23 protein-coding genes are annotated in these 25,397 nt (G+C 59.9%); 10 read left to right on the forward strand and 13 right to left on the reverse strand.

Annotated elements, in window-relative coordinates:
* Nucleotides 1-38 precede the first annotated feature (38 nt).
* Complete coding sequence (locus tag VB780_RS04755; RefSeq protein WP_323349992.1) at nucleotides 39-302, forward strand: hypothetical protein; 264 nt, start codon at nucleotides 39-41, stop codon at nucleotides 300-302.
* 424 nt (nucleotides 303-726) lie between these two features.
* Here VB780_RS04755 and VB780_RS04760 read toward each other — a convergent pair whose 3' ends face one another.
* The 5 genes from VB780_RS04760 to gndA all read right to left on the reverse strand — a co-directional run bounded on the left by VB780_RS04760 (nucleotide 727) and on the right by gndA (nucleotide 6,580).
* On the reverse strand, nucleotides 727-1,362 hold the full coding sequence (locus tag VB780_RS04760; RefSeq protein ID WP_323349993.1) for a CatB-related O-acetyltransferase: 636 nt from the start codon (nucleotides 1,360-1,362) through the stop codon (nucleotides 727-729).
* Nucleotides 1,363-1,415: 53 nt separating this feature from the next.
* Nucleotides 1,416-2,012 (reverse strand): 5-formyltetrahydrofolate cyclo-ligase, encoded by a 597-nt coding sequence (locus tag VB780_RS04765; protein ID WP_323349994.1) that lies wholly within the window; start codon nucleotides 2,010-2,012, stop codon nucleotides 1,416-1,418.
* A 43-nt stretch (nucleotides 2,013-2,055) separates the two neighbouring features.
* The gene (locus tag VB780_RS04770) at nucleotides 2,056-4,173 is read right to left on the reverse strand and encodes a pentapeptide repeat-containing protein (protein WP_323349995.1); all 2,118 of its coding nucleotides are present in this window, start codon (nucleotides 4,171-4,173) and stop codon (nucleotides 2,056-2,058) included.
* A 45-nt stretch (nucleotides 4,174-4,218) separates the two neighbouring features.
* Nucleotides 4,219-4,746, reverse strand: a complete 528-nt coding sequence (locus VB780_RS04775) for a M23 family metallopeptidase (RefSeq protein ID WP_323349996.1) — start codon at nucleotides 4,744-4,746, stop codon at nucleotides 4,219-4,221.
* Between the two features lie 409 nt (nucleotides 4,747-5,155).
* Nucleotides 5,156-6,580 carry an NADP-dependent phosphogluconate dehydrogenase gene (gene gndA / locus VB780_RS04780; protein ID WP_323349997.1) on the reverse strand — a complete coding sequence of 475 codons (1,425 nt, stop codon included), beginning with the start codon at nucleotides 6,578-6,580 and terminating at the stop codon, nucleotides 5,156-5,158.
* A gap of 325 nt (nucleotides 6,581-6,905) precedes the next feature.
* Between gndA and VB780_RS04785 the strand changes: the two genes are divergently transcribed.
* Nucleotides 6,906-7,778, forward strand: a complete 873-nt coding sequence (locus VB780_RS04785; RefSeq protein WP_323349998.1) for a M48 family metalloprotease — start codon at nucleotides 6,906-6,908, stop codon at nucleotides 7,776-7,778.
* 157 nt (nucleotides 7,779-7,935) lie between these two features.
* Complete coding sequence (locus VB780_RS04790) at nucleotides 7,936-8,331, forward strand: hypothetical protein (protein WP_323349999.1); 396 nt, start codon at nucleotides 7,936-7,938, stop codon at nucleotides 8,329-8,331.
* 77 nt (nucleotides 8,332-8,408) lie between these two features.
* Here the strand turns inward: VB780_RS04790 and cutA are convergent, their stop codons facing one another.
* Together cutA and VB780_RS04800 are read right to left on the reverse strand one after the other, a co-directional pair.
* Entirely contained in the window at nucleotides 8,409-8,735 is a 327-nt protein-coding gene (gene cutA / locus VB780_RS04795) for a divalent-cation tolerance protein CutA (RefSeq protein ID WP_323350000.1), read from the reverse strand.
* Complete coding sequence (locus VB780_RS04800; RefSeq protein ID WP_323350001.1) at nucleotides 8,735-9,727, reverse strand: pentapeptide repeat-containing protein; 993 nt, start codon at nucleotides 9,725-9,727, stop codon at nucleotides 8,735-8,737. Before VB780_RS04800 ends, cutA begins: the two co-directional genes overlap by 1 nt.
* A gap of 266 nt (nucleotides 9,728-9,993) precedes the next feature.
* Between VB780_RS04800 and VB780_RS04805 the strand changes: the two genes are divergently transcribed.
* A complete protein-coding gene (locus VB780_RS04805; protein ID WP_323350002.1) occupies nucleotides 9,994-10,656 on the forward strand; it encodes a DUF2834 domain-containing protein in 663 nt (220 codons plus the stop codon).
* 40 nt (nucleotides 10,657-10,696) lie between these two features.
* Here VB780_RS04805 and VB780_RS04810 read toward each other — a convergent pair whose 3' ends face one another.
* On the reverse strand, nucleotides 10,697-12,997 hold the full coding sequence (locus VB780_RS04810; RefSeq protein ID WP_323350003.1) for a tetratricopeptide repeat protein: 2,301 nt from the start codon (nucleotides 12,995-12,997) through the stop codon (nucleotides 10,697-10,699).
* Between the two features lie 431 nt (nucleotides 12,998-13,428).
* Between VB780_RS04810 and VB780_RS04815 the strand changes: the two genes are divergently transcribed.
* Both VB780_RS04815 and VB780_RS04820 read left to right on the forward strand, forming a co-directional pair.
* Entirely contained in the window at nucleotides 13,429-15,282 is a 1,854-nt protein-coding gene (locus VB780_RS04815) for an NAD(P)H-quinone oxidoreductase subunit F (protein WP_323350004.1), read from the forward strand.
* A gap of 104 nt (nucleotides 15,283-15,386) precedes the next feature.
* Entirely contained in the window at nucleotides 15,387-16,967 is a 1,581-nt protein-coding gene (locus VB780_RS04820; RefSeq protein ID WP_323350005.1) for an NADH-quinone oxidoreductase subunit M, read from the forward strand.
* A gap of 61 nt (nucleotides 16,968-17,028) precedes the next feature.
* Here VB780_RS04820 and VB780_RS04825 read toward each other — a convergent pair whose 3' ends face one another.
* Nucleotides 17,029-17,457, reverse strand: coding sequence for an NUDIX hydrolase (locus VB780_RS04825; RefSeq protein WP_323350006.1), 429 nt, complete (start codon nucleotides 17,455-17,457; stop codon nucleotides 17,029-17,031).
* 149 nt (nucleotides 17,458-17,606) lie between these two features.
* Between VB780_RS04825 and VB780_RS04830 the strand changes: the two genes are divergently transcribed.
* From VB780_RS04830 to VB780_RS04840, 3 genes are all read left to right on the forward strand, one after another.
* Entirely contained in the window at nucleotides 17,607-18,902 is a 1,296-nt protein-coding gene (locus tag VB780_RS04830) for a CO2 hydration protein (RefSeq protein ID WP_323350007.1), read from the forward strand.
* A 72-nt stretch (nucleotides 18,903-18,974) separates the two neighbouring features.
* Complete coding sequence (locus VB780_RS04835; RefSeq protein ID WP_323350008.1) at nucleotides 18,975-19,385, forward strand: fasciclin domain-containing protein; 411 nt, start codon at nucleotides 18,975-18,977, stop codon at nucleotides 19,383-19,385.
* Between the two features lie 110 nt (nucleotides 19,386-19,495).
* Nucleotides 19,496-20,575 (forward strand): thermonuclease family protein, encoded by a 1,080-nt coding sequence (locus tag VB780_RS04840; RefSeq protein WP_323350009.1) that lies wholly within the window; start codon nucleotides 19,496-19,498, stop codon nucleotides 20,573-20,575.
* A gap of 50 nt (nucleotides 20,576-20,625) precedes the next feature.
* Here the strand turns inward: VB780_RS04840 and VB780_RS04845 are convergent, their stop codons facing one another.
* Nucleotides 20,626-22,026 (reverse strand): FAD-dependent oxidoreductase, encoded by a 1,401-nt coding sequence (locus VB780_RS04845; protein ID WP_323350010.1) that lies wholly within the window; start codon nucleotides 22,024-22,026, stop codon nucleotides 20,626-20,628.
* A 235-nt stretch (nucleotides 22,027-22,261) separates the two neighbouring features.
* On the opposite strand from VB780_RS04845, the gene VB780_RS04850 reads away from it, so the two are divergent.
* On the forward strand, nucleotides 22,262-23,878 hold the full coding sequence (locus VB780_RS04850; protein WP_323350011.1) for a Ppx/GppA phosphatase family protein: 1,617 nt from the start codon (nucleotides 22,262-22,264) through the stop codon (nucleotides 23,876-23,878).
* Nucleotides 23,879-23,963: 85 nt separating this feature from the next.
* Here the strand turns inward: VB780_RS04850 and VB780_RS04855 are convergent, their stop codons facing one another.
* The 3 genes from VB780_RS04855 to VB780_RS04865 all read right to left on the reverse strand — a co-directional run bounded on the left by VB780_RS04855 (nucleotide 23,964) and on the right by VB780_RS04865 (nucleotide 25,389).
* Nucleotides 23,964-24,611 carry a hypothetical protein gene (locus VB780_RS04855; protein WP_323350012.1) on the reverse strand — a complete coding sequence of 216 codons (648 nt, stop codon included), beginning with the start codon at nucleotides 24,609-24,611 and terminating at the stop codon, nucleotides 23,964-23,966.
* Nucleotides 24,612-24,622: 11 nt separating this feature from the next.
* Entirely contained in the window at nucleotides 24,623-24,958 is a 336-nt protein-coding gene (locus tag VB780_RS04860; RefSeq protein ID WP_323350013.1) for a YtxH domain-containing protein, read from the reverse strand.
* Nucleotides 24,959-25,035: 77 nt separating this feature from the next.
* Nucleotides 25,036-25,389 (reverse strand): hypothetical protein, encoded by a 354-nt coding sequence (locus tag VB780_RS04865; protein ID WP_323350014.1) that lies wholly within the window; start codon nucleotides 25,387-25,389, stop codon nucleotides 25,036-25,038.
* Nucleotides 25,390-25,397: the final 8 nt, after the last annotated feature.

Below are 25,397 nucleotides of genomic sequence, written 5' to 3' on the forward strand. Positions count from 1 at the left end.
CTCGCCTTATGAAAAACCTCAATCGCGCTCAACCTTCAGTGTCCGCGTCCTTAGCCCACCAGCACAACCTAGCGCAACGCATGGAGGAACTGGAGAGTCGCCGCAAACAGGTCGATGACCTGTGGAACAAGCTCGAAGCCGCCGATGCCGAATTGGCAAACCAGCAGCAAGCCGCTGAAAAGGCTTCTGCAAAGGCCATCAAACACAAACAGGAGAATGAGAACCTGCTGCAGCGGCTGATGAATGCCATCAAGTCGCGCAACTCGATGCGGGGGCGGCTGGGCAACATGACAGGAGACTGAGGAGAAGCTACAGTGGCTCGATGAATTAGCCGTTGCCCGGCTAGAGCGCCAGGTCAGAATGCTGAAAACCCAGCAAGAGTTGACCCATTTTGCGGGCCAGCCCCAGCCGGTTTCAGCAGCCACGGCTAGAGCAGGGTTGGGAGAGAAGTGTGGACAGAGGCTGCTTTGACAAAAGAGTACAAAACCTTGGCAGCCTTGCAAAACGCCTTAGGTGTCAACGCCCGCCCTTGGAAACAGGCTGTTGAGCAGGTGAACGGATTGATTTAATGGAAGGCTTGCTCTATAGGAGATCTGCGAATTAACCTAGGTGCTGCTGTGAGGCTTTAGTTGCTGGAGAGAGGATAGCCGTCTGGCTATCCCACAGGATTTGCTTACGACGAGAAAAGTACCCGGTTAGCAGGGGCGATACCCTCTCGGAGGCGTATCAAACGCTTCGGATGGCATTTTGCAAAGCCTGGAAGTCAGCCCCGCAGAGGGCGGGCAGGTGGCGGGTGATTTTTTCAATATCCCAGTGCCACCACTGAAGGTCTAGCAGAGCCTCAATGGTGGCCTCGTCGAAGCGGTAGCGAATCAGCTGGGCGGGGTTGCCCCCAACGACGGCGTAGGGAGGCACCGACTTGGTAACGACCGATTGAGCAGCGATAATTGCCCCATCCCCCACCTGCACGCCGGGCAGGAGCGTCGCACCGTAGCCAATCCACACGTCGTTGCCAATAACGGTATCGCCTTTGTGGGGCCATTCGCTGGGCATGACCGACTCCCAGCCCTGGCCAAATATAGGGAAGGGGTAGTTGGTAAACCAGTCGGTACGGTGGTTGCCGCCGTTCATGATGAATTTGACGTCGGAGGCGATGGAGCAGAACTTGCCGATGATCAGCTTGTCGCCGATGAAGTCGAAGTGGTAGAGCACATTGCGCTCAAAGTTTTCAGGATTCTCGAAATCGTCGTAGTAGGTATAGTCGCCGACGACGATGTTGGGGTTGGTGACGAGGGTGTTGAGAAAGGCCGTGCGGGTGACGCCGGGGATGGGGTGGCGGGTGGTGGGGTGAGGGCCGGGCATGGGAGGGAGATGGGGAGGGTGAGGGGATGAGGAAGGTAGGGAAGATGGGGCGGTTATTTCCCACCCAGAAACAGGCCGCTTTCGGAGCAGACTCCGGCGAGGGGTTTATCCCACACGTCTTTGGGCAGGGTGGGCAGGCGGGCGTATTCAAACACAATGCCCACGGTGGGGATGCTCTGCCAGGGGGGCTGGCTGAGCAGGCGATCGTAGTAGCCGCCGCCGTAGCCGAGGCGGTGGCCGCGCACGTCGCAGGCGACGGCGGGCACAAGAATGAGATCCACCAGGGACAAGTCTACCTGGGGCGACCTGGGGTGGGGTTCAACAATGCCGTAGGAGCCCTTGCGCAGGGGCCAGCGGCTGTTGGCCGACCAGTAGTGCCAGGTGAGCTGCTTTTTATCGACGCAGCGGGGCAGACCCCAGTGGGGGTGGTGGGCCGTCAGGGGGCTGAGGTCGGGCTCTTGGCGAAAGCTGGTGTAGGCCAAGATAATGCGGCATTGGCGAAAGTAGCTCCAGTTGAGCAGGTGGGCGCAGATGCGATCGCTCTTTTGCTTCCACAGCTGGGGGGGAATGCTCTGGCGGGCGCTGATCAGGCGGCGGCGCAGATCGGATTTAGCCTGATGGTTGAGGTCTGAGGGAGAGGGTTGAATCACAGGACGCGTGCACAGTCTGATGGAAAAAGAACCAACGGCGGCGCTAGAAATAAATCAGCAGATTTAAACCTGGAATGGTGCGCGAGAGCGTCCACAGTAGCAGTGCCGTGTAGAGCAGACCCAACCCCCATTGATACCACACCAAAGCCGTAATCAACCCCGGTACGTGCTGATCTCGTAATCGGATGTCATTAAAGCCAAATTTCAGCCAGTTGTTGAGGCTAAAGTCGAGGTAGTTTAGCCAGTTCCAGCGGCGATCGAGCAGCAGGTAGGTGTAGCGATCGCGAAAAAACGGAAACTTGGGTATCACCGGCAGGCGGGCGATCAAGAGCCTGAGCTGGCGCAGGCTACCATCCTCGACAAAGTAGCTCTCCTCCATCAGGTCGTGGTAGCGCCCGCGCTTGATCACCAGGCCGATCAGCAGGGCGGGCACCGGCACCAGCAGCACAAACAAAAAGCCTAGGGTGAGCAGCGGGTAGTCGGCGGAGCGCAGCAGGGCGTTTAACCCCAGGCCTAGCAGCAGGCTACCGCCGCCTCCCAGCCACAGTCCTTCCTCCAGGGGCGGCAAAATTGGGGGAGCCCGGCGGCGGCGGTAGCGATCGACGACCCAAAACATCAGCGCAAAGGTGGGGATGGCCACCAGCCCCAGGCCAAAGGTGAGGCCAAAGCTGGTGCCGTAGCGGCTTAGCACCACCAGGCCCCCCAGCCCCAGCCAGCGCAGGGCCAGGGTAAAACGCTGGGTAAGGGGGAATGTGTCGCGGGCAAAGATGCGATCGCGCACCTTCAGATAGGCCGCTAGGTCAACCCCCGGCACGCTCAGCACCCCCTCGGTGCCAATAAAGGTCTGGGTTTGGCGCTGGTTGACCACCGCCGCCGCCTGGGCCTCGGTAAACCCCAACCGCACTAGGGCCGGTGCCGAGGCGGTGTTGATGTTGGTGCCCAGCAGCCGCTGCTGCCAGCTTTTCAGCCGCAGCCGCTCGGCGGTGTAGGCAATCGAGTTACCGTCGCTAATCTGCTCCTGATTGCGAAAGTTGCGCTCGAGGTTGCGCAGCAGGGTCTCGTTGCCCGCCAGCTGCGGCACCGAAAACACCCGGCCAATTTTGCCGGGGGTGCCCAAAATTTGGGTTTGCTCCAGGCTAAACTCCAGGCCCGCCACGTTCAGGTAGGCCCCTGGCAGAAACAGCGCATCCCCCAGATCGACCTCGCTGCCGACCATGGCGTTGCGCAGGTTGACCGGCTCGCCAAGGCGGGTCTGGCGCAGCACCAGCGGCGCGTCAAAGCGGGCCTCGGTAAAAAACAGCGCCTTGGCAAAGTAGCTGCGCACAAAGAAGGCGCTGTCTTGCCATACCGTGCGGGCAAAGTCGGCCACCCCCCGCCACTGCACTCGGCTAAAGTTGAGGTCGCCCGCCAGCACCGCCCGACTAAAGTTGGCATCGGCCTTAAACTCGGCCCCCTGAAAGGTAGCCCCACGGCGAAACTGGCTCTGGTCAAATCGGGCGGGCTCAAAAAACAGACTGCCCTTGGCCTGCACCCCCTGGCGAAAATCGGCCCCCGAAACATTCACCGCTTGGTTGAAGCGCGCCCCGCCCACCGTGAGCCCCTGGTCAAACACCGCCCCGCTGGCCAGCACCCGCCCCAAAAAGAAGGTATCGCCCCCCAGCACCTGGCCGGTGAAGCGAGTCTGCACCGCCACCAGCGGCGCTTTAAACAGATAGATCTGCTGGCTGCTGCCCTGCCCTTGAATCAGCAGCGACTGGGAGAGCCGACTGAGCTGGAGCAGGCGCTGGCGATCGCGCTTGAGCTGAGCCCGCCCGGCATCGCTGAGCAGGGGTGAAAGATTGTCGCCGTAGAGGGGTTCGCGCTGGCCGAGGCGCTGCAAGTCGAGATCGCCCTGCACCACGGCATAGCTGATGTCTAGGGCCGGGGCCGTGGCTGGTTTTTGTAGCCCGCTGCTCAGCAGTCGGTAAAAACTATCGGTCAGGGGGCTGTCGGCCCGCAGGTCAATGGTGTAGTAGCGCAGATCAACGGCGGGCCTGCCCTCCCGCTGTACCGGGGCAGCTAACCGCTGGCGCAGCAGATCTAGCGTCAGGGGGGGATGGCTGTCCGCCGCTAGGGCCGGGAGCGGCTGGGCGATCGCCACCCCCACCGTCAATATCACCATCCCCAACCAGGCTATCCACCATCGCCAAGGGCAAGGCACCGAGACCTACAGCGCCGCCTGTTGGCCAACGTACATGGCCCGCAGCACCATACCCGGGTCAACCCAGTTGTCTTGGTATTTGAGACCCCAGTGCAGGTGGGGCCCGGTGGTGCGGCCCGTCATCCCCACCCGACCAATGCGTGCCCCCGCCGGAATCGCCTGGCCCGCCCGCAGCTGAATGCCGCCATCGCGATCGACCATGACTTTGTTCTGGCCGCTGCCCTCCACATGGCCCTGCATGTGGCAGTAAATGTGGGTCCATTCCCCCGATTTAATCGCCATAGATGTACCGCAGGCACCATCGCCTTCGACCCACAGCACTTCGCCCGCCCACCAGTTGCGAATGTAGCTGCCATTGGGGGCGGCCAGGTCGAGGCCGTAATGAAAACGAGAGCTACCGCTGTAGGGGTCACTGCGGTAGCCAAAGGGGGAGGTATAGGTTTGGAAATTTTCGACCGGGAACGAGGCCCGAGTCCAGAGCGCGGCGGTGAGGTCTTGGGCATTGGCCACCGATACCGAGCGGGGCAGCGCCATAGTGACCAATACGGCTGTTGCCAACCCCAGCGCGAGTAAGGCCCTGCGGCGAGGCCTCTGCCCCCAACCGCCTGCCAAACTACGCACTAAAGTCTTAACCATGCCGGGTTTGAATCGAGCAGCAGAAGTCAGTCTGGGGAGATTGCAGAGTCGCCAATTCATGGTGTAAATCGCGATCGGAGGAGCAGCGAACGTCGCCAATTAGCTTATCCCAGATTTCAGAACTGGGACACTTTTTGAATTGGATTTTTGCCTGCCCCCACAGAATGGAGAGCTAGAGATTTAGTACGCCACAACTCAGTTCACTAGATACTGCCTGGGCGCAGGCCATACGCCCCCACAAAAACGCCGCCGACCCAAATAGATCGACGGCAACAATCTGTAATGAGGTGTCTAGTGCAAGAAACCCTTACACCCGAGCCGGAGCCTTCGTCCACTCCGTGTGGAATGTGCCCTCCTTATCGACCCGCAGGTAAGTGTGCGCCCCAAAGTAGTCGCGCTGGGCCTGGGTGAGATTTTGCGGCAGGCGATCGCGTCGGTAGCTGTCAAAGTAATCTAGCGATGCACTAAACGCCGGCACCGGAATGCCAAACGTCGCCGCCATTGCGATTACCTCTCGCCAGGCCGTCTGGCGATCGAGAATTGTCTGCTTAAACTCAGGGGCCAGCAGCAGGTTGGGCAGGCTGGGGTTCTCATCGTAGGCATGCTTGATCTTGTTCAAGAACCCGGCGCGAATAATACAGCCCCCCTTCCAAATCCGAGCCGTTTCGCCCAGGTTGACATCGTACTCATAGGCCTTAGAGGCCGCGCCAATCAGCGCCATACCCTGGGCATAGGAGCAGATCTTCGAGCAGTACAGCGCATCGCGGATTTTGTTCACCATGGTTTTGACATCGCCATCAAAACTGGCCGTGGGGCCGCTCAGCTCCTTAGAGGCCGCCACCCGCTCTTCTTTGATCGACGACATAATCCGCGCATTCACCGCAGCGGTAATGGTGGGAATGCCCACCCCCAGCTCCAGGGCGCTCATTACCGTCCAGCGGCCCGTGCCCTTTTGCCCCGCCGCATCCAAAATCAGCTCCGCCAGGGGCTCACCGGTTTCGGCATCAATATTGGTAAAGATGTCGGCGGTAATTTCAATTAAAAAAGAATTCAGCTCGTCGGTGAGGTTCCACTCGGCAAACACGTCGAAAAGCTGATTGTGGTCAAGGCCCAGCACGCTCTTCATCAGGTCGTAGGCTTCGGCAATCAGCTGCATGTCGCCGTACTCGATGCCGTTGTGCACCATCTTGACGTAGTGGCCCGCGCCGCGAGGGCCAATGTAGGTGACGCAGGGGCCATCGTCCACCTGGGCAGCAATTTTTTTGACGATCGGCTCGATCGAGTCGTAGGCGGCGCGGGTGCCGCCGGGCATCAGGCTGGGGCCAAGCAGCGCCCCCTCTTCACCGCCGCTGACCCCCATACCGATAAACCGCAGGCCAGTGGATTCGAGATCCTTGGTGCGGCGTTCGGTGTCTTCGTAGAGGGAGTTGCCGCCGTCCATGATCATATCGCCGTCATCCAGCAGGGGGCGCAGCTGGTCGATCACCGCATCGACGGGGCCGCCCGCCTTGACCATGACCAAAATGCGGCGGGGGCGCTCAAGGGACTGGACAAACTCTTCCAGGCTGTAGGCTGCCTTGACGTTTTTGCCCTGGGCGCGGGTGGCCATAAATTTTTCGGTCACGGCAGCGGTGCGGTTGTACACCGCCACCGGGAAGCCTTTGCTTTCAACGTTGAGGGCTAGGTTCTCGCCCATGACGGCGAGGCCGATTACACCAAAACTCTGTGCCATATCAATATTCTCGGTAACGGTTCGGTCGACGGTCTTAGGCAGGTTTCTACGAAAACTCTGGGGTGGACGGGGCAATGGGAAGTGAATATAATGCCGCGGGCATCAAAACTGTCAACAGCCTAAACAACTTTTTCAAGATGGCCATGCTCCCAAAGGTTTTCTTTAGGTGTGTGGCCCAAAAGCCAACAATTCCTGACCTTCAGAGTCCGGCAATCCACCCCAGGTGCAGGATTTTGGGCCCTTAGACCCTGCTTATGATTTGTCTGTAGGCTGTGTAGTCTCGGTTACACAACTTGAGTTGACCCCTCATTCAGGAGAAATGGTGATGAATCAGGTCAAAACCCTTGCGCTTCTGTCTTTGCTGTCGGGGCTGCTGGTGGGCCTCGGCTATTTGATTATTGGCGGGCCTACGGGCATTTTTATTGGTCTGGCGATGGCGGCTGTGGGCAACCTCGGCTCCTGGTATTTCTCTGACCAGATTGCCCTGCGGGCCTACAACGCCCAGCCCATCACCCGTGACCAGGCTCCGGCCATCTACGACATCGTCGAACGGCTCAGCCTCAGCGCCGAAATTCCGATGCCGGGGGTTTACCTGATCCCCAGCCCGGCGGCTAACGCCTTTGCCACCGGGCGCGACCCCAGCCATGCAGCCGTGGCCGTCACCGAGGGCATTGTCTCAATGCTGACTATGGAGGAACTGGAGGGGGTGATCGCCCACGAACTTTCCCACATCATCAACCGCGATACCCTGACCCAGGCGGTAGCGGCCACCGTGGGCGGCGCAATTTCGTCGCTGGCCTATATGGCCCAGTGGGCCAGCTACGGCATGGCCAGCCACCAAGACGAAAACCGTGGCCCCAACCCCTTGGGCCTGCTGCTGGCGATTTTTGTTGCCCCCCTGGCGGCGACGCTGATTCAAATGACGATTTCTCGCACCCGCGAGTTTGAGGCCGACGCCGGAGCCGGGCGACTGACCAAAAAACCCGGTGCCCTGGCCACTGCCCTGCAAAAGCTGGAGGCCAGCGCTCGCCAAACCCCTATCCAGGGCAACCCCGCTTTTGAGCCGCTGCTGATTGTCAATGCCTTTTCCCGCGAGGGCGTGGCGGGGCTGTTTGCCACCCATCCCGCCACCGAGGCCCGCATTGAGAAGCTGCGGCAGCTGGAGCTGGAGTTGGCAAAGGCGGTGAAGGTGATGTAGGTGGGGCAGGTGATGTCTTGTCCTTACCTACCCACGTATCGACTCTCCCAAACGCCTGCCGTGGTTTTTCTGAGATTCTGTAGCCTCTGAAGCTGTGGGATTGAGGAAGTGCCGCAACAATGGCGTTACGTTGTAGCGTTCTCTCTCCATCTGGCTTATGAAACTTCTGTCTCGTTCTGCCCTGGTGGCTTCTCTGCTAGCGGCTGGTCTTCTGGCTACGGCTGGCCCCGGCGTTGCGTCTTCTGGCTGTGCCCTATCTAACTGGGGTAATTCTGGGATTTCGACGTTGGGCGATGGCCCTAGCGGCTTTTGGGCGGCTTCGCCTGACAGCAACGCTCTGGGGATGGCCCTGGGCGGCTTGGGGGCGATCGCCGCTCTGTTGACCGGCGGTACCCTGCTGGTGCGTCAGCGCTGGCTAACCCAAGCAGCAGCGGCCAATGGGGCAGTCCTGGAGGCTGAAGTTGACTTGAGCATGACCACCGAGACCGAAACTGTTTTGGTGTCTGAGCCAGCTGAGATCGAGAGTGAGGTGGCTTTGGCCTACCGGCGCTAGATCGGCTTGACTATGGTTAAAAATCTCCTTGAGTAGCTGAATAGGGGCTGGCCGTTGGTCAGTCCTTTTTTTTGCTCTCAGGACAGCTGCACCTGGGCCTGGAGCCAGGTCAGGTAGTTGGGCAGACCCGCCACAATTGGCAGGGCAATAACTTCGGGCACCTCGTAGCTGTGGTGCTGGGTAATGGCCTGGGCGATCGCCTCAAACTGGTTGAGATCGGCTTTGATGATTAGCTGCCACTCGGGCTCGGCGTGGATTTTGCCCTGCCAGCGGTAGTGCGATCGCACCGAAAAGACGCTGACGCAGGCGGCTAGGCGGGCCTCTACCAGATGGCGGGCCAGGCTCTCGGCCTCGGCCTCAGAGCCAGCGGTGACCAGCACAACTCCTAAGGATGGGGACGACATTACTGCTGGGAAATGCGATCGACAAACTGCGACTGGTTCAGGGTTTCCCGAGCCGGACGGTGGGTCCAACGGGTTTCACCCTGCACTGTCTCGTAGAGGTAAGCCCGAGCCTCGGTGGGCAGCACCGACTCGGTGAATTCAGTGCCCACCACCACCGCTGCCTTAAGAGAGGCTTCTCCTAAATGAGCGCGGGTGAGGTCGGCGCGAGACAGGTCAACCCCATCGAGAATGCCGTTCCACAGTACGGCCCCGGTGAGGTCAGAGCCGCTGAGGTTGGCCCCTATCAGGCTCACCCCGCGCATTGTGGTGTGGGTGAGATTGGCCGAGCTGAGGTTGGCGTGGTCGAGGTTGGCCCCGTTGAGCTTGGCCTCTTTGAGGTTTGCCCCGGCCAAATTCATGCCGTGCAGGTCTACGCCGTTGAGCCAGGCCCCCTCTAGGTTGACGGCATCCATGCGGGTGCGCTCTAGATCGGCCCCGCTGAGCCGGGCTCCGGTCAGGTGCGCCCAGGATAGGTTGGCCCCACTCAGATTAGCGCCGCGCAGGTTGGCCCCGGTCAGGTTGGCGCCGCAGAGGTTGGCCCCTTGCAGGTCGGCATTGCGCAGGTTGGCATGGCACAGGTCGCTGCCGCTGAGCTTGGCATGGCGCAGGTCGGCCCGCACTAAGAATGACCCGCGCAGGTTGGCCTTGGTGAGGTCGGCCTGGCTCAGGTGAGTTTCGCTCATTTTGGCAAAGCTCAGGTTCGCCCAGTTGAGGGTGGCATAGTCGAGGTTAGCCTGGGTGAGAAAGGAGCGGCTGAGGTCAGCACCCTTAAGATTGGCGCGCCTGAGGTCAACATCGACCAAAATGTGACGACTAAAGTTGGCACCGGCTAGGCTGATGCCGGTGAAGTCGCGGTAGCCGGCTTCGTAAAGCTCTAGGAAATATTCAATGTGCATAATGCTTCTGTGGTGAGCCGGGGAAGCGCCAGACTCACGGGGGGCAGTTAACGGCACGGCAGGTTCCCAAAATGGGGGCATACAGACTATGAGGGGGTATGAAAAGCAACCTTAAAAATTGGATTTATGAGTAAGGTTAACGCTTCTTTAACTAAGACTCAGGAACATAAATTTACAGTTCAAAATGTGATTAATTATTTTTTAACAATCACCATATATAGGGGCTGTATGGCTTGGGTACAGCTTATTTGCTTTTTTCTAGCCTGACAGACTTCGTTGCTTTTGTTTGATAATTTGGTGAGAAACTTAGCACTCGACAAAGCATGAATCGATTGATTTTTTGGGGCCTTTGGTTTGGGTTCATTCTGTATGCATTTATACTTGCTCCCCCCGATCGCCCCGACACCGCAGATTTGATTCTGCGGCTCTCTACGGGCCAGTGGGATGGTATCAACCCCACCATTGTGGCGCTGTTCAACGCTATGGGAATCTGGCCAATGGTCTACGCCGCTGTGGCTTTGGTAGACGGCCATGGGCAAAAGCAGCGGGCCTGGCCCTTTGTGCTGGTGTCGTTTGCAGTGGGAGCCTTTGCGCTGCTGCCCTACCTGGCCCTACGACAGCCCAACCCCGATTTTAGCGGCCCCAAAAGTGCGCTGCTGCGGCTGCTAGAGTCGCGCTGGCTGGGGGCGGCCCTGGCGGCGGGGGCGATCGCCCTGGTCGCCTTTGCATTAATTAAAGGAGACTGGCCCGATTTTTGGCAGCAGTGGCAGACCAGCCGCTTTATTCACGTGATGTCGCTGGATTTCTGTGCTCTGTGGCTGCTGTTCCCGGTGCTGCTGCGCGACGACATGGCCCGGCGCGGGTTCACTGGCGGTTGGGCAATGCCCCTGGTGCTGGCCCTGCCGCTGGTGGGAGCCTGTCTGTATCTAGCGCTGCGGCCCGGTTTGGGTGAGGTGGGTGAGGCGGGTGAGGTAGGTGAGGGATAACAATTAAACTCCCCTCTCCTCAACACATTCATACACCCACTCATCCACTCACCCCAATCCCCTGCAACCGGCTCAGGGTACGCTGCACAGAAGTAAGACCCTGGCGATCGCCCTGGGCTTCGAGATAGGCGCTGGCCCGCTCCAAGTCAGCGATCGCCCTGGCCTGATCGCCCTGGCTTTGGTAGGCGGCGCTGCGGTAGCAGTAGGGCAGCGCGATGGGGTCGCCGCAGGCAATAGCGTCGCTGTAGTCGCGCACTGCCCCTTTGAGATCGCCCAGCTTTTGCAGGGCGCTGCCCCGGTAGACGTAGGCCATGGGCAGGTGGGGCTTGAGGGCGATCGCCTGGGTGAAGTCGGCGATCGCCGTCGCGTAGCGGCGCTGCTCTAGGCGCAGCCAGCCTCGGTTGCAGTGGGGGGCAAACAACTTGCCGTTTTGCAGAATCGCCTCGGTCAGATCGGCCTCGGCGGCCTCGACCTGATTGAGTTCGAGCTGGGCCACCCCTCGGTTGTTGAGGGCAATGGCGTGGTCGGGCTGGAGGGCAATCACCTGGCTGTAGTCGCTGATCGCGCCGGGCTGGTCGCGCAGGTCGTGGCGGGTGGTGCCCCGGTTAAAGAACGCCACCGTATCCCCAGGGGGAATGGCCGGATCGCGGAAGCGCTGCATGAGGGCTTGAACAACAGCGGGTTCGGCGGTGCGCAGCTTGGCGTCTAGGTCGGGGATGGCGGCGCTCTGGGTGGGCAGCGCCTTAAGGCTGACAATGGCGTAGGTCTGCTCGGGGGACGCGCTACTGCCGCTGTCGCAGACCAGATAGCTCTCGGCGGTGCCCATAATTCTGAACTTGAAGCGATCGGGGTAGTTTTCCCGCAGGGGCAAGAGCTGGTTGAGGGAGGCTTTGAGCAACTGTAGCTGGCTCGACTCGGTGCCCCAGCGCTGGCTAATGCGCCAGGCCAAGCGACCATCGTGCTGGTCGCCCCGGTGGCACCAGCCAATTTCGAGCTGGCCACCGCGCTCTAGCAGCTGACGAAACTGCTCTAGCAAATTGTCATCAATGGTGACGTAGCTGGCCCAGGGCCACACCAGCAGCACCCGTCGCGTCGCCATCTTCAGAGCAGTCTCTAGGGCCTGGCGGCTGGCCATGGCCTGGGGCTCTGTGGCCTGCTCAGGGGCATTGGCCACGGGTAGGTCAATAATCCAGTCCACTTGGGAGGCGACAGCGGGCTGGGCCGGCGGATGGTCGCGGGAGGTTTTGAGTTCGGTTTCGGTCTGCTGCACCCGCCGCGCCAGCTGAATTAGGGCCTTGCGGTTGGCGGTGTCGGCGGGGGCGGTGACCAGCTGACTGGTGAGCTGGTGCTGGCGTTCGGAGAGCGATCGCGTCACCCCCTCCAGCTGGGCCACCTGGGCCTTAACCTGCCCTAGGTACTGCGATACCACCTGCTGCACCTGTTCCTGGGTGTGGCCAGCGGTTTCCTGACGGCTTACCTGCTGCTGCAACTGCTTTAACTCCGCCGTCAACTGCTCTAGCTGGGCGGTGCTGGGCGGTGCCGCCGGAAATCCGTTTACCGTGCCGACCGGAATCTTGGTGAGGGCCTGCTCTAGGCGAGTCTGCTGGCGAGTGAGGTCTTTGACATGATCGACTAACCGGCTGAATTCCGACTGCGGCACCAGGGTGGCCATGGCCTTGATCATATCGCCCATTTCGGCCCGGCTCTGGCCAGGGGTATTGCTCTGGGGAAACTCATTCCAGCGGCGATCGAGTTTCCCCAGGGCATCTTGCAGGTTGGTGACCAGGCAGCGGGTGTCTGAGCGCAGGTTCTCTAGGCTCACGCGGGTCTGCATCAAATCGGTTTTGACCTGGGAGAGTTTGTTCTCGGCGGCCTCTACCCGAGGGGTGGTGACCAGCCGCTGCATGTAGGTGTTGAGGTTTTCAAAGCTCACCTGGGCCGCCGCCGACTGCTCTTGCAGCTGGGCAATCTGCTGGTTAATGCCCGTCAGATCGGGGGCAGGCAGGGCCTCAAGTCGCTGATCGACGTGGGCCTTGAGCCCCTTCATTTCCTTTGAGAAGCGAATGAAGGAGTGGTTGTTGCGCTCCATCACCGCCCGCTGAAAGTTGGTCAGCGCCTCGGGCGACGGCATGGCACTGACCTGCTTGCCCAGGTTGGTGAGGCGGTGCCCGGTTTGGCGATGCTGGCGGGCGAGCTTTTCCTGAGCTTCTTCGAGCTGCTGCTCAACACGGTTGCGGTTGAGCAACCCGATCGCAACCAGCACCGTCAGCGGCGCGGAGGTCAGAGCAATATTTTGGGCGGCAATCGATGCCACGGCACCGACGCCAGATCCTACAACCAAAGCGCGTTCGGCTCGGGTTAACCAATGATTATCGGCCACGTTATTTCCCCTGATGATGACAACCGCTGAGGCGTGGCGGTGACTGAGGGGGCGTCAGGGGGCTACACCGCTACTGGTTTACTCTTCAGGGGGCGATCGCAGCGTCAGGATGATTTTGAGAGAATGTCAGGGATTGGGCCGGGCAGTCCAGGGAAAAGCATTATTGAAATTTATCAATCAGAAACGAAAAGCAAATAGTATTTAATCAATTTACCCCTTTTCTTTGGGTGAGGCATTGGCTAAACTCTATTGAAATAGGTTTAAGTCTATCTAGATGGCGTTTTGATTGACAAAGCTCAATCAGCGCCCGCCACCCCGCCGCTGGGTGAGGCGATCGCCAGCCTCTGTCTGGCAATGTTTTTGCTGTCCTTTTGCCCGAGGATGCCTCGACCATGACTCCGATTCTGGCTCAGACAAGCTGGCTGATTCCCCTCTATCCCTTAATAGGAGCGCTGCTGACGATTCCTTGGTCACCGGCCTTTGTTACCCGCACCGGGCCACGCCCAGCAGGCTATATCAATATTGTCACCACGGCCTTCGCGTTGGGGCACAGTTTGTTAGCATTTTTAGCCTTTTGGGGCAAGTCGTCGCCGCAGTTTTTCTTTGCGCCCTGGCTAGACGTGGCGGGGCTGAATCTCACCATTCCCCTAGAGGCGTCGGCCATTACCCTGGGGGCCTGCGTGCTGATCACCACGCTGAATCTGCTGGCCCAGATCTACGCCGTCGGCTATTTAGAAATGGACTGGGGCTGGGGCCGATTTTTCGCCATGATGGCTCTATTTGAGGCGGGTCTGTGCGCCCTGGTACTGTGCAACTCGCTGCTGTTTGCCTACATGCTGCTGGAGATTCTCACCCTGGGTACCTACCTGCTGGTGGGCTTTTGGTACAACCAATCTCTGGTGGTGACCGGGGCGCGGGACGCGTTTTTGACCAAGCGGGTGGGCGACCTGGTGCTGCTGATGGCGGTGCTGGCCATCTACCCCCTCGCCCACACCTGGGATATTCGCGAGCTGGCGGCCTGGGCCCAGACGGCAAATGTAGATCCTGGGTTGATCACGCTAATTGGTATTGGCCTAATTGCTGGCCCGATGAGTAAATGCGCTCAGTTCCCCCTCCACCTGTGGCTGGATGAAGCCATGGAAGGCCCGCTGCCCAGCACCATTCTGCGGAACGCGGTGGTGGTGACGACGGGGGTATGGGTGCTGGTGGAGCTGGAGCCGGTGATTGCGCTGTCGTCTACGGCAAGTGCGTTTGCGATCGCCGTGGGTGCCGTCACGGCGATCGGTGCAACTCTCATCTCTGCCGCTCAAATCGACATCAAGCGGGTGCTGTCTTACCTCAGCAGCGCCTATATGGGGCTGATGTTCATTGCTGTCGGCGCTCATCAGCCGGGTGCCGCCCTACTGCTAGCGCTAATCTATGCCCTGGGAATGGCGGCTTTAGTTATGGGCGCGGGCTCAATCATCATCAATATCACCACGCAGGATTTGACCCAGATGGGCGGCCTGTGGGGGCGTCGTCCCGTTACCGCTATGGCGATGATCGCCGGAGCCGCTGGTCTGGTAGCCCTACCTCCCCTAGGTGGCTTTTGGGCAATGCTATCGCTGGTGTCGGGTCTGTGGGATGCCCAGCGAGGGCTGCTGGTGGCGATCGTGCTGCTGGTGAACTGGCTGGTTGCCTTTAGCCTGGCGCGAATGATGGGCCTGGTGTTTGCGGGCAAAACCCAGCAGATGACTATCCGTTCTCCCGAACCGATTTGGCTGATTGTGCTGCCAATGGCCGTTGTCGCTGGCTTTACGCTGCACCTGCCTGTGGTGATGGCTCAGCTCAACCTGCTGCCCGCCTGGGCCGAGGTCAGCAAAGATATGGCGCTGCTGCTCACCTGGTCGAGCATTCTGGGCGCTGCGATCGGCACCCTGCTCTACGTCAACCGCGTCTTTGAACATCCGGCTGGGCTGGTGAAGAAGCCGCTGCAAAACCTGCTGGCCTACGACTTTTACACCCCCAAGCTCTACCGCAATACCTTTGTGGCAGGTGTGGATGTGCTGTCGCGCATGACCGACTGGCTCGATCGCTATGTGGTGGATGGTCTGGTGAATGCCGTAGGCCTCGCCTCCCTCTTTAGCGGCGAAACCCTCAAGTACGGCAACACCGGGCAGCTTCAGTTCTATGTGCTGACCATTGCTCTGGGCGTCGCCGCGCTGGGAGTATTGATGAATTGGTCGGCGCTGGCGGCTCTGTTTTGAACCGGTTCAAAATTCAAAGTTCAAAATTCAAGATTGGCTCCCCTTTTTGAATTTTGAATTGCTCATTTTGAATTTTTCTAATCCACCCACCCTCTCAACCCACCATGCTCACACCACTCTTACTCATTCCACTCCTCGGTGCGATCGCCCTCTCCTGCTGGCCCGGCCTCACTAGCCCGCAGGCCCGCAACGGTGCCCTGGTCGCCTCCGGTGCCGCTCTGCTATGGACGATCGCCCTATTCACCCAGTTCGACCTCTCCTTTGGCGGCTTTCAGTTTCACGAGTTTTTGCCCTGGCTGCCTGCCCTGGGCCTCAACTACGAACTCAGCCTAGACGGTCTCTCGCTGCTGATGGTGGCGCTGAACAGCCTGATCACCTGGATTGCGATCTGGAGCAGCTCCCCCGAAACCGAGCGGCCCCGACTCTTCTACAGCCTGCTGCTGCTGGTGAGCAGCGGGGTGGCGGGAGCCTTTGTCGCCCAGAACCTGATGCTGTTCTTCTTGCTCTACGAGATTGAGCTGGTGCCGCTGTACCTGCTAATCGCCATCTGGGGCGGCGAGAAAAAGACCTACTCGGCCACCAAGTTTTTGCTCTACACGGCGCTGTCGGGGGCGCTGATGCTGGCCGGGTTCCTCGGTACGGTGTGGCTCAGTGGCGCAAAGGATTTCACCTACTACGCGGTGATGGGCCACGAGCTGCCGATGGTGTGGCAGGTAGTCTTGCTGAGTCTGCTGCTGGTGGCTTTTGGCATCAAAATTCCCCTGGTGCCGTTTCACACCTGGCTGCCCGATACCTACGTATCGGCCTCGACCCCGGTGGCGATGATGCTGGGTGGGGTGCTGGCTAAGCTGGGCACCTACGGCCTGTTTCGCTTTGGCCTGGGGCTGTTCCCCGACGCCTGGGCGCAGCTGTCGCCCTATCTGGCAACCTGGGCGGCGATCAGCGTTCTGTATGGGGCGGTGACGGCGATCGCACAAAAAGACATCAAGCGCATGGTGGCCTACAGCTCCATTGGCCACATGGGCTACGTGCTGCTGGGCGGCGCGGCGATGACCGACCTGGCTCTCACTGGGGCCGTCAGCCAAATGGTCTCCCACGGCATCATTCTGGCCATTCTGTTCCACCTGGTCGGGGTGATTGAAACCAAGGTCGGCACCCGCGAGCTGGACGTGCTGAACGGCCTGATGAACCCGGTGCGAGGCTTGCCCATGGTCAGCGCTTTGCTGGTGCTGGGGGGCATGGCCAGCGCCGGAATTCCCGGACTCGTCGGGTTTGTGACGGAGTTCTTGGTGTTCCAGGGCAGCTATGCCGCGTATCCAGTGCAGACCCTGCTGGGGGTAATCGGCACGGGCCTGACGGCGGTGTACTTCGTGATTTTGCTCAACCGCACCTGTTTTGGACGGCTGGACAATGCGATCGCCTACTTTCCCAAGGTCACGTTTTCCGAAAAGCTACCTGCCTACATTCTGGCTGGGCTGATTCTCTTCCTCGGCATTCAGCCCAACTGGCTGGTGAAGTGGGGCGAACCCACCGCCAGCGTTATGCTAGCGGCGATTCCGGTAGTGCTGAACGAGGTCGTGGCGGATGAGGTAATTGAGGCGTTGCCCCAGGCTATTGAATACCCCAAGGAATCCCCGACCGACCCCTTGCTTCTACCCGTTGCTAGCCTCCCAACCTTGCCATGACCCCCAACCCCGTAGGATGCATCGCTGTGCGGATGCACCATCCTATGACTGAGGGCGAAGGCTAGAGGAACTGCCAAATTTCTTCGGGCACCAGGTAGCAGGGGCCGTCGCGCAGGGCTTGGGGCGATCGCCAGACCACCTTAAACTGCCGTTTCCCCTCCACTCCATCCAAATACTCCCGCTGGTACAGCGACTCATCCACAAACCGCCCGTCGTAGACAAACACCATTTCGTGCCCCGGCTCCCCCTCGTAAACAAAGATGTTTTCCACGATGCCCAACAGCTCAACCCCGGTAATGTCGGCCCCCAGCTCTTCTTTGATTTCGCGAATTGCCGCCTCGGCACTGGTTTCCCCAAAGTCGATACCGCCCCCCAGAGGCCGCGCAAACCCCCGCTCTTTCACCGAGTCGTAGGCTTCGTGAACGAGAATCTCTTCACCCCGCCGCAGCAAACAAATTGAAATTGGCCGAATCCGATCTTTTTTTCCCATTGGCAGCTTCCTAAATCACCTGTCTCAGCATAGAGAGAATTGGGAATGCAAAATGAACAATTCAAAATTCAAAAAATCAACTCCATTTTGAACTTTGAACTTTGAATTTTCCTCCACCCACCCATCCACCCCTTAACCCATCCACCCCTATGCCCACCCTCACCCCACCCCAAACCCTCATCTCCCCCTCCACCCACCCCCACGCCGACATCATTCACCGGCTAGAGGCGGGCGGCTCGATGCTGCCCGACACACCAGAGAACCTGATGCAGATTATCGGCATCTACAAGGCCTACGCCGTGCCGATGGATTTCTACTGGCGCGATTTGCTCTACATTGCCGAACGGGTGTTTCTCAACCCTGTCCCGGCTTTTAAGTACTTTCTGCCGCAAGAATATCTAGATCTGCCCAACCACTACGCCGGGGATACGGCGGATCTGCGGATCTGGCGGGGCGCAGCGACTGCCCATCCTGAGCTACTGGACTTTATGGCCCAGGGCGAGACGAAGCGCAAGCTGCCTAAACTGCTGCTCCACCTCTGGCACGATCGCATCAATATGGAGTTTGCCGAAGCCTGTATGCGGGCGATGCTCTGGCATCAGGATATGGGCGGGCGGTTCAACGACTATCTGTATACCGAGGAATACAAGGGGGCGTGCGATCGCGCCATCCGCGCCTACTTCAAAGGCAACCCCGCCATGCTGGGGCTGCACAAACTCTTCCCCGAGATGTTCTACGAAAAGTGCCGCGAACTCTCCTACTATTCCAATCTCGGTCTGTTCTGGGAAGTGATGGCCCCAGTGTTTTTCGAGATGTCCGACATCTACGACGAGGGCGGATTCAAAGGCGTGCCCGATGCCATGGACTTCATTGTTAACGGCATATTTGCCGTGGCCGGTCGCCCCATCTACCACCACGTCTACGTGGGCGATGAATGCTTTGAGCTAATCCCCAAATCCTGCGGGTTTACCTGGCTCTACGAAGCCGCCCTGCCCTACGTCGAAGCCGTGTTCTACCGCACTGCCCCCTTCCGAGGCACCAAATCCTACAACGCCCAGGCCGGGCAGGTGCCCGCCGATCAGCATGACTTCCACTACGGCATTCTCTACGCCGACGTGTTCCCCGTGGGCAGTGCGGGCATTCCCCCCACCCTGCTAATGCAGGACATGCTCCACTTTTTGCCCCCTTACCTACTGGAGTATTACCAGCAGCACTGCCGGGGCGAAGACGACATGCTGATTCAGTTGGGGATTACCTTCCAGCGATCGATGTACAACGTCACCTCAGCGGTGATTCAGGCGCTGAGGGCGGCGCTGCTATATCCCCTGGATGACCAAAATCCCCGCCACCTGATGGCTAACCGCCAGTTCTTCGAAGCCCAAATGGATCGCTTCGTGCGCCCCGAAGCCCGGCTGCGCGACGTGCAGGGTCAGGACTACCGCTAATCCGCTAGAAACCGGGTTTCTAATCCCTCAAATCATCCGCCAAAATCCAAAATCACAAATCTAAACTTCCCTATGCCTACCATCGTCGATATCGCCGTCAACACCGAAGGGTTCTCTACCCTGGTCGCCGCCGTTCAGGCCGCTGGGTTGGTCGAGGCTCTACAAAGCCCTGGCCCATTTACGGTCTTTGCCCCCAACGATGCTGCCTTTGCCAAACTGCCCCCCGGCACGGTGCAAACCCTGGTGCAAAATCCGCCCCAGCTCGGCAGAATCCTTAAGTTTCATGTGGTGGCGGGCAAATACACCAAGGATGAATTGATCAAACTCGGCACGGTGGACTCCCTTGAAGGTGCTCCGATTCCCATCCACACACCCTCTGACGATGGGGCGTTTGAGGTGAAAAATACCACGGTGCTCGCCGCCGACATTGAGGCCGACAACGGCATTATCCACGTGCTGGATACCGTTATGTTGATGGGGTAGATCGGGGCTTGGGAGGTTTCTGTCCTGAATTGCATCGCTGGGGTAGGTATCTTTGGTATACGATGTGACATTCTTTGTGAAACCAGCGATCGCATAAGCAGCCCCCAACTATGCCCCAGCCCCATGACCGCCGATATCCAGCAGCTCTTCGCCAGCCTGCCTATGCCCTGGGTCTACTAATTTTGCTGTCGGGATGCTCAGCTTTGCCTGAAGTGGCGACTATTGGGGCTAACTTTAGGCAGGCAAAGGTGGCCGCTGAGGCTCCAGAGAGCGAGCCAGGCTCCTTGACATCGGCAAATTCCGATCAAGCAGCGCCAGGGCAGCAGCACTACGACCAGGCGCTAGAGCAGGGTATGGCGGCGGCGGTGACCACCCAAACCGCTCAGTCTGCCAGCGATTGGCAGCAGGTCAAAGGTCAGTGGGAAGGGGCGATCGCATCCCTCACCGCCATTCCCAGCAGCAGCACCCTCTTCGCCACCGCTCAGCAAAAACGCCAGGAATACGAGGCGAACCTGGCCTACGCCGCCCAGGCCGCCGCTGCCAAAACCCTGCCCACCGCCGAGGTAGTGTCTGTGGGCGATGGCGACACCCTGCGTGTGCAGGGGCAGGATGGCCCGGTCACCATTCGTCTGGCCTGTGTGGATGCGCCTGAAAGCAGTCAGGCCTTTGGCCCCGAGGCCACGCTGCGGCTGCGGCAGATAGTTTCAACTGGGCAGCCGGTGGAGGTGCGGGCGATTGAGCGCGATCGCTATGGCAGAACCGTGGCCGAAATCTACAGCGGTGGCCAATCCGTTGGGCTGCAACTGGTGCGCGAGGGATACGCCGTTGTCTACGAGCAGTACATTTCCGGCTGTGCCGCCACCGCTGACGACTACCGCCAGGCCGAATCTGCCGCCCGCAATGCCCGCCGCAACTTCTGGAGTCAGACCAACCCCACCCTACCCTGGGATTTTCGCCGGGGCGGGGCATCCCCAATCCCTACCGCTCCACCCTCTGTTATTACACCAGCTCCTGTTAACCCGTCTCCGGCGACGGCCCCAGCCAACTTGCCCGCCTGTGTCTCTAGCGACTGCGACTGCGGCGACTTCGCTACCTGGGAACAAGCTCAGGCGGTGCTCAATGCCTCCCCCGGCGATCCTCATCGTCTGGATGGCGACAGCGACGGCGTTGCCTGCGAAAGCCTGCGCTAAACCCGATCTTCCCCACCTCCCTCACCCTCTTATCTTCTCCACCTCGCCTCTTACCACCGCCGCCGCCGCGATCGCCGCCAGTTAAACCAGTTCTCGGCCCAGTCGCGCCGCCAGGTGCCTTGCTGCCAACGCTGCTGCTGCCAAGCGCCCACCATGAGCGGAATCATAGCGGCCTGGCTGAGGGGCAGCGTGGGTACCCGATCCAGGCGTTGGATGGGAATACTCTGCTGTACCGCCAGCGCGACGGTGTGCATAAGTTCACTGGCTCCAGGGCCGCAAATTTGGGCACCAAGTAGCTGTCCATCGCGGCGCACAACCCATTGGCAAAAGCCCGTGATGTCGCTGCCGAAGTGGGTTTTAAGTACCTGGCCAAAGGGAACCTGGACTATGGTGGCTTCGCTACCGTACCAGCGGCGGGCCTGGGCGGCGGTAAGGCCCAGGCGGGCATACTCTGGCGTCGTAGACAGCAGGGCCGGGCGATTCAAAAAGGACAACTTGCGCCAGGGTAGGTAAAGGGCGTTGTGCAGGGCGATCGCCACATCCTGGCTATCCATCGATTCGCTCCAGTAGCCGCCCAGCGCAGGACCACAGGCAAACACGCGGGGATGGGCGGTGGCAAGGCGATCGTCCACCGGCAGAGCGGTGGCAACGCCGTGAACCGTTTGGGGCTGAATGCCAATGCTGCCGAGGTTGAGCGCTCCCAAGGTCGGGTGGGAGGCGGTTGCCAGTACCAGGGTTTGAGCCTTGAGCAAGTCGCCATCGACCAGCGACACCCCGAAGCTGTTTTTGTAGTGGATTGTGTCTAAGTGAGTGTTGAATCTGAGGGTTACCCCTGCCGCCTCTAACAGCGCTGCCACAAAGGCAGATATGTCCGGATCTTCGGTGGGAAGCAGGCGATCGCCTCGGGTGATTAGGGTCGTTTGGCAACCGAGTTGGGCTAGGGATTGAGCTAGGGCGATCGCATCACCACTCCGCCCCAGCACGATCGCCGACTCAGGCAGCGCCCCTTGATCTAGCAAGGTATCGACGGTGAGATACGGCGTCTCGGCTAATCCAGGAATATCCGGGACAGTGACCTCGGTATCGGGGGCAAGGAGGTAGCCGCGCGACCTGAGCCGCCGCGTCGCCGTCGTTACCGCCAGGTTAGGGCGGGGGCTAAACTGCCCTGGCTCCAGCACCACATCCACCCCACTGGTGGCCAGCCCATCAAGGCTCAGATGGGGGTAAGCGACGGATTCCAGGGCTTTGACCTGGGATCGCAACGTATCCCAAGACTGAGCTGAGCCGGCCTGGGCTAGCGCCGCGAGCACAATTTGACGACGAATGCAGCGATCCACCTCCCCTGGCGGCTCCACCAGCGCTACCCGCGCCCCTTCCCGAGTGGCGAGGGCAGCGGCCTCCCGCCCCTGCACTGTGCCGCCGAGAATCACTGCGTCGTAGTCAACGGTCATGGTTTCTCCGTGGGTGTCCCCATGAGTTTAGCGCCAGGGGGATTGGGGGTGAGTGAGTGGATGCGTGGGTGCGTGAGTGGAATTTTCTTTTTCATCTACCCACCCACTCCATTGATTCTGAGTAAAGTTTTTCCAGCGTCCTGATGGGGCGCAGCGGGGCAGGTAAGATCTGAAGCAAATGCAGCATGGGCGCACTATGACAGGTATTACCTCGATTCGCGAGTCGAGTCCCGCAATGACAGATTTTTCCAACTTTGCTCCGTCAGAAATCACCAGCGATCGCGTGCTGGCCGCCATTGATGTGGGCACCAACTCGATCCATATGGTGGTGGTCAAAATTCAGCCCGACCTGCCCGCCTTCACCATTGTCGATCGCGAAAAAGAGACCGTGCGTCTGGGCAACTTCAACGATGCCACCGGGGGGCTGTCTGAAACCGCCATGGAGCGAGCGATCACGGCGCTGAAACGCTGCTGTGCGATCGCCACCAGCCTCCAGGCCGAAGACATTGTGGCAGTAGCCACCAGCGCCGTGCGGGAGGCCAGCAACGGCCAAGAATTTATCGAGCGGGTCTATAAAGAAGTCGGCCTCGCCATCAACCTGATCTCAGGCACCGAAGAAGCGCGCCGCATTTACCTGGGCGTGCTGTCGGGGATGGAGTTTAACGGCCAGCCCCACGCTATTATCGACATTGGCGGCGGCTCCACCGAGCTGATTTTGGGTACCGGCGAACCCCACCGTTTTCTCAGCAGCACCAAAGTGGGGGCGGTGCGGCTCACCGCTCAGTTTGTCTCCACCGACCCCATCTCAGACACCGAATTTACCACCCTGCGAGCCTACGTGCGGGGCATGGTAGAACCCAACACCACCGAGCTTAAGCACAAACTCAAGCCCGAAGAAGCGATCCATCTGCTGGGTACCTCGGGCACCATCGAGTGTCTGGCGGCTGTCATTGCCACCGAGCGGCTGGGCCTAGTGCCCGACCCCCTCAACGGGTTTCAGATGACCTATGAGGACGTCTCTAACCTAGTCGAAACCCTGCGCCAGGCAACCTATGCCGAACGGCTGGCCATGCCCGAGATGTCGTCTCGTCGGGCCGAGATTATTGTGGCAGGGGCGGTGATTCTCCAGGAGACGATGGATCTGCTCAAGGCCGAGAGTATCACCATCTGCGAGCGCGCCCTGCGGGAAGGGGTGGTGGTGGACTGGATGCTCACCCACGGTCTGATCGAAGACCGCATGCAGTTTCAAAAGTCGGTGCGGCAGCGCAACATTCTCAAGACCGCCAAGAAGTATAAGGTGCACCTCGATCGCTCTGAACGGGTGGCCCGCTTTGCCATGGATCTGTTTGAGCAAACCCACGGCAGCCTCCACAGCTGGGGCAATCTAGAGCGAGAGCTGCTCTGGGCCGCTGCTATTTTGCACAACTGCGGCCACTTTATCAGTCACTCATCGCACCACAAGCATTCTTACTACCTGATTCGCCACGGCGAGCTGCTGGGCTACACCGAAACTGAGCTGGAGGCGATCGCCAACATCGCCCGCTACCACCGCAAGAGCGCCCCCAAGAAAAAGCACGACAACTACCGCAACCTGCCCACCCGCTACCACCGGCAGATGATTACCCACCTCAGCGCCCTGCTGCGTCTGGCAGTGGCCCTCGATCGCCGGGGTATCGGGGCCGTCCAGAGCATTCACTGCAACTTTGACGCCGATGCCCACGTGCTGAATATGGAGGTCAAAGCCGCTGACTCCGGCGATGACTGCGCCTCAGAACTGTGGAATCTGGACTATAAGAAAGACTACTTTGAGCAGGTATTTGAGGTGAAGTTGGTCGCCGGGCTGGTGAGCTGAGACAAACGCTACCGGCGACGTTGACGTTGTGAGCCTGAGCGGGTGGATGGGTTGCAATAACACTCCGCTCAATTGGCAGAAACCCTTAATCCCACTCGGTAGTAGCGCGGCGGCGAGGTTCTTGGGCCGATCGGCTGGGGGATAGTTCGGGGGGCTCGGCGGGAAGGGCGGTCTCTAGGACGTTCTCTGGGATCGCGTGCAGAGGGCTTTCTTCTAGCTGGAGAAGGTCGCTGGGGTGAGGGGCCTCAGCCGGGCGGCGGCTCTCTGGGGTGGGAGGGCGATCGCCAGGTTGAAGGCCGGGGGCTGCGGGTCGGGGTGACGAGGTTTGGGCCGACTTGGCGGATCGCTTAGCCGGGGGCCGCGGCTGGGGATCGTTTGTCCAGGCTTGCCAGGCGGCGCGGGCTCCAGCAAAAAATGTTTTGGTGCCCGTATTCAGGCGCTTGGCTCCGGTCTGGGCGGTGGCAATGCTCTGGTTGACCTGCTGCGCCACTTGCCCGGCGCTTTGTACCCCCTCGGTAACATCATCGGTAAGCTCCACAATTTCTAGCCCGGTGAGGCGAATGGCCTCCAGGGTGGGGGGTAGCTCGCGGCCCAGGGTATCAAAGAATTTTTCGGCGCTGCGAGCGGCGCGACCCAGTTCGCGCAGGGCCGGAATGGCCACCATTAACACCGCCGTCAGGCTAATGACGACCAATAAAAACGATAGGGCTAGCCAAAACAGCGGGTCGGCCAAAATGGGTGCTCCTACTCCTGGGTAGACCCGTTGCTGGCCACGGGTGCAGACTGGCGAAGCTGCTCATACTCTTGACGGCTGGCCTCTTGCCCGGCGGCGATCGCCTCCCGCAGCCGAGTCAGGGTGTGATCCCAGTTGACCAGGGCGGTCTCCGACAGGCGATCGGCCTGGAGGTGCACCGAAGTCGAGAGATCTTCCACCAGCTCAGGCAGGGCATCGGCAGATTTTTTGAGAATACGACGGGTTTCTTGCCCGGTGCGGGGGGCCATTAGCAGCCCTGCCACTGCCCCCATTGCGGCCCCCAGCAGCACACCGCCAACGAACCCTCCAGATTGTCTTTCGCCCATGATGTTTTGTCCTGTAGGTACCCCATGTCACCCCTGTCTCATCCCCATCCAGTGCACCGAAGAGGAATGAAACAATCCTATCGTCGCTTAGCCAGCGCCACTACATTTCTAGAGCTGAGTCGCCGCCGCCCAACCCCTAGCCAACGGCTGGCCATGGGCAACAGGCCTACCACCGCCATCAACTGTTCAAGACGCTGAACCTGAAGCTGGAGCAGGCTGTAGCGCTGCCGCAGGTAGGCCGTACCCGACTGGCCCAGCAAAATAGCGGGGGGCACCACGGCGGGGTCAAGAATATAATTGGCGTTGCGATCCCAGTTCATTAGGGCGTCGGCCACGGCCCCTAGGGTTTTACTCAACCGCCAGAGCCGCCAGGCGACATAAAAGCAAAACAGCGCAATTACTAGATTTAGGCTTACGGCAACCGCAATCACAACTTTCG

Origin of the sequence: Leptolyngbya sp. CCNP1308 (genome assembly GCF_034932455.1) — a bacterium.
Classification (GTDB): domain Bacteria; phylum Cyanobacteriota; class Cyanobacteriia; order Phormidesmidales; family Phormidesmidaceae; genus Nodosilinea.